This window comes from Deltaproteobacteria bacterium (assembly GCA_005879795.1).
Classification (GTDB): Bacteria; Desulfobacterota; Binatia; order DP-6; family DP-6; genus DP-6.
The window spans coordinates 1-3,934 of the sequence record VBKJ01000088.1; the positions used below are offsets into that span (position 1 = coordinate 1).

The window sequence follows — 3,934 nt, forward strand, 5'->3', positions numbered from 1 at the left end:
GAGTGGGGACATAGCGAGCCGGGGGTCGTCTACCTGGTCGGCGCCGGCCCCGGCGACCCCGGCCTGATCACCGCGAAGGGACTCGAGATCCTGCGGTCGGCCGACGTGGTCGTGTACGATCGCCTCGTTGCGCCCGCTCTGGTCGCTGAAGCACCGCCCGGAGCGGAGCGTGTGTTCGTGGGCAAACGCCCACACGGAGGGAGCGCCGACCTGGCGCAAGACGAAATCAACGCGCTGCTCGTCGAGCGGGCCCGGCGCGGGTTGACGGTGGTGCGGCTCAAGGGCGGCGATCCCTTCGTGTTCGGCCGCGGCGCCGAAGAGTGCGAAGCCCTGCGCGCCGCCGGAGTGCCGTTTCGGGTCGTGCCCGGCGTGACGTCCGCGATCGCTGTGCCCGCAGCGGCAAGGATACCGGTCACGCACCGGCGCCTCGCTTCGGCGTTCGCAGTGGTCACGGGACACGAGTGCGACGGCGTGTCCAACCTCGATTGGCAGTCGCTCGCGCGGGTGCCGACACTGGTGGTGCTGATGGGGCTCTCCATCTTGCCCGAAATCATCGCCCGGCTGCTCGAGCACGGTGCGGATCCCGATACCCCTGCCGCTGCGATCGCGAGCGGTACGCTCCCGGCTCAGCGCGTGGTAGTAGCCACGCTGGCCACGCTCGCCGAACGGGTTGCAGAGGAGGGTCTCGAGGCTCCCGTCACAGTGGTGATCGGTGAGGTGGTCCAGGTCCGTGAACTCCTGGGGGCAGAGCCCGTGGGATTGACGCACCCCGTCCAGGGGTTAGTATCTCAGCCATGAGCGTTCGTTGCGCCAGCCTGTCGATTACCAGCATTACCATCCGACTCCATCTGAGAGGCGGCGTGCTGGCACTCGGCTGACGGACTGTAGGACCCGATGATGCGCGGCGCGGCCTCTCGAGAAGTCGAGAGGCCGCGCCGCTTTTGTTATCCCTGACGGAACGACGCGAGGTGAGGAACATGTTCCTGTACGACACGACACTGCGGGACGGCACGCAGCGCGAGGGCCTGTCGCTTTCGGTCGACGACAAACTGAAAATCGCGCACCGGCTGGACGAGCTGGGCATCCACTACCTCGAAGGCGGCTGGCCGGGCTCGAACCCCAAGGACTCGGAGTTCTTCCGTCGGATCCGGAAGGAGCGGCTCGGGCACGCGAAGACGGCAGCGTTCGGGATGACTCGCCGGGCGAACGGCCGGTGCGAAGACGATCCCAGTCTCACCGCGCTGCTCGAAGCCGAGACGCCGGTGGTGACGATCGTGGGGAAGAGCTCCACCCTCCACGTGGAGCGTGTGCTCGAGGCGAGCCGCGACGAGAACCTCCGCATGATCTCGGACACCGTGGGCTACCTCCGTCGGCTCGGCCGCGAGGTGATCTACGACGCGGAGCACTTTTTCGACGGCTACCGCCTGGACGCGGACTATGCCCTCGCCACGTTGCGGGCGGCGGCCGGCGCGGGCGCAGACTGCATCGTCCTGTGCGACACGAACGGAGGGGAGCTCCCGGAAGTAGTGGAACAACGGGTGCGCGACGTCCGGGAGCAGCTCGGTACACCGCTCGGCATTCACCCGCACAACGACAGCGGCCTCGCGGTGGCGAATGCGCTGGCGGCAGTGCGCGCGGGATGCGTCCACGTCCAGGGCACGATCAACGGGTACGGCGAGCGCTGCGGCAACCTCGACCTCATCCCCCTCATTGCGACGCTGCAGCTCAAGGTCGGCTGTCCGGTGCTCCCGCCCGAGCAGCTGCGACGCCTGCGAGAGGTGGCGCTCTTCGTGGCGGCCGTCGCGAACCTGAATCCCGACGCGCATGCGCCGTACGTCGGCGCGAGCGCGTTCGCCCACAAAGGCGGCATTCACGTCGCGGCCGTCGCGAAGCTACCGGAGAGCTATCAGCACATCGATCCGGCGCTGGTCGGGAACGAGATGCGCGTCGTGGTGAGCGAGTTGTCGGGGCGCCAGAACGTCCGGCTGCGCGCGGACCTGCTCGGCCTGGCGGCCGGCGTCTCTCCCCAGGACGTGCTGCAGCAGGTAAAGACGCTGGAATACGGGGGTCATCAGTTCGAGGCGGCGGACGGTTCGTTCGAGATGCTCGTGCGCCGCGCCTCCGCCGATTATCGGCCTCCCTTCGAGCTGCTCGGCTTCACGGTGATCGTGGAGCGCCGCAGCGGCGGCGACATGACGGCACAGGCCATGATTCAACTGCGGGTGGGAGACGCGGTCATGCACACCGCGGCCGAGGGTGCGGGTCCGGTGAACGCGCTCGACAATGCCGTTCGCAAGGCGCTGCTGCCGCACTATCCGGAGCTGGCCGACGTGCGCCTCGTGGACTACAAGGTGCGCATCGTGGACGAGCACCTCGGTACCGCCGCCAAGCCTCGCGTGGTGGTAGAGTCCGCCAGCGGTGCGGAGCGCTGGAGCACCATGGGCTGCTCGGAAAACATCATCGAGGCCAGCTGGCAGGCGCTGCACGACAGCCTGGAGCTGCCGCTGCTGCGGCGTCAGTCTTCGAAGCCTTCGATATGAAACGGCCGATGGTGACCACGGTTTTGCTCGGCTTGACGCTGCTGAGTCGGTTCGGCGCCCTGGCTGGATCCAACGGAAATGCGCAGTTAGAGCTCAGGCTGTACGTCGGCAAGGGAGAGTTCTTTGAACAAGAGCCGATCTACGCCGTGTTCGAGCTATCGAACAACGGGCTCGACACGGCGTGGATTTCGCCGTTCGGCATTACGTACCCGGCCTTGACGCCACTGCTAACGAGCGTAGCAGGCTCGCCGGTACCGCGGCTTATCGGTGTGACGGATTATGTACCAGCGCCTGGGTGGCGCGGCGTTCCTATTGCACCGGGCGACCGGCTGTACGATACGACCGTGTTGCAAGACTGGTGGGGAGCAGCGGATTCGGCCGCCCGAGGGCTGTTCATCAGGCACCTGTCGCCTGGGTCATACGATCTGCGCGCTACGTTCAACTCGGAGGTCGGGCCCGATGCGGGTCGCTCCATCGAAGCTCAGCCCGTGCACTTCTCCATACGCGGCCGGACTACCAGCGAAGAGCCACTTTACCGAGAGGTGAAGGCGTTGACCAGCATGGTCTCGGATCGGGACCAGCGCCCGAGATACCTCGGTGCCCTGCTTGCTTGGGTTTCGACCAGATTATCCGCGAAAGATGCCGGAAACCCCTACCTGGCGTTCGTACTTCATAACGGAGTCCAAATCGCGAAGGGCACAGGCTCGTGGCCCGATGCGGCGAGCGCCGCTCGTCTTGCAAGTCTGCGCGCGGCGGTTGCGGACGAGCAGCGTTCGTTGCCGGCTGGAGCGTACGCGGTCGACGCCGGCTATGCCGATCGCCCAGAGCTCGTACCTCCTCTGGCACGCGCCTTAGGGCAGTCTCTCGCGGGAGCAGTAGCAGCTCAGCGTGAGAAAGAACATCGAAGCAACGCGAGGCCGAGGCAGTGAGGGAGTGAGCGCTGGAGCACCATGGGTTGCTCGGAGAACATCATCGAGGCCAGCTGGCAGGCGCTGCGCGACAGCCTGGAGCTGCCGCTGCTCCGGCGTCGCTCCTGAGGGTCGTTTTCCGATGAGGCCGGCGCGAATCGGATGACGACTCGTGGCGGCGGTCACCGCACCATGAAGCGTGCACGCATCTTGCCCCCGCGCTGGCGAGGAGCCGATACTATGGGCATGGTCGCCCCCGTTTACTACACTGCCGACATGGTGCGAGCCCTGCCCGAGGACGGTAATCGCTACGAGGTGGTGTACGGGGAGCTGTTGGTGACCCCGGCACCCCGGCTGTGGCATCAGGAGCTGGCGGTGAGGTTGGCCCGGACAGTGAGCGAGTACCTCGAACGTGAGCCTGTCGGCCATCTGTTGCCGTCCCCGGCGGACATCTCGTGGACGTCCGACACCCTGGTGCAGCCCGAC

General features: G+C 66.7%; 4 protein-coding genes. All 4 read left to right on the forward strand.

All coding sequences use genetic code 11. The features are described 5' to 3' along the window. Window positions 1-33: 33 nt before the first annotated feature. Window positions 34-798, forward strand: a complete 765-nt coding sequence (gene cobA / locus E6J59_04550; GenBank protein ID TMB22047.1) for a uroporphyrinogen-III C-methyltransferase — start codon at window positions 34-36, stop codon at window positions 796-798. A gap of 179 nt (window positions 799-977) precedes the next feature. After that, window positions 978-2,540, forward strand: coding sequence for a citramalate synthase (locus tag E6J59_04555; protein ID TMB22044.1), 1,563 nt, complete (start codon window positions 978-980; stop codon window positions 2,538-2,540). Next, complete coding sequence (locus E6J59_04560; protein ID TMB22045.1) at window positions 2,537-3,469, forward strand: hypothetical protein; 933 nt, start codon at window positions 2,537-2,539, stop codon at window positions 3,467-3,469. The genes E6J59_04555 and E6J59_04560 overlap by 4 nt, the downstream gene beginning before the upstream one ends. Before the next feature lie 141 nt (window positions 3,470-3,610). Continuing rightward, window positions 3,611-3,934: hypothetical protein (locus E6J59_04565; protein TMB22046.1), on the forward strand; the 324-nt coding region annotated here is incomplete at its 3' end.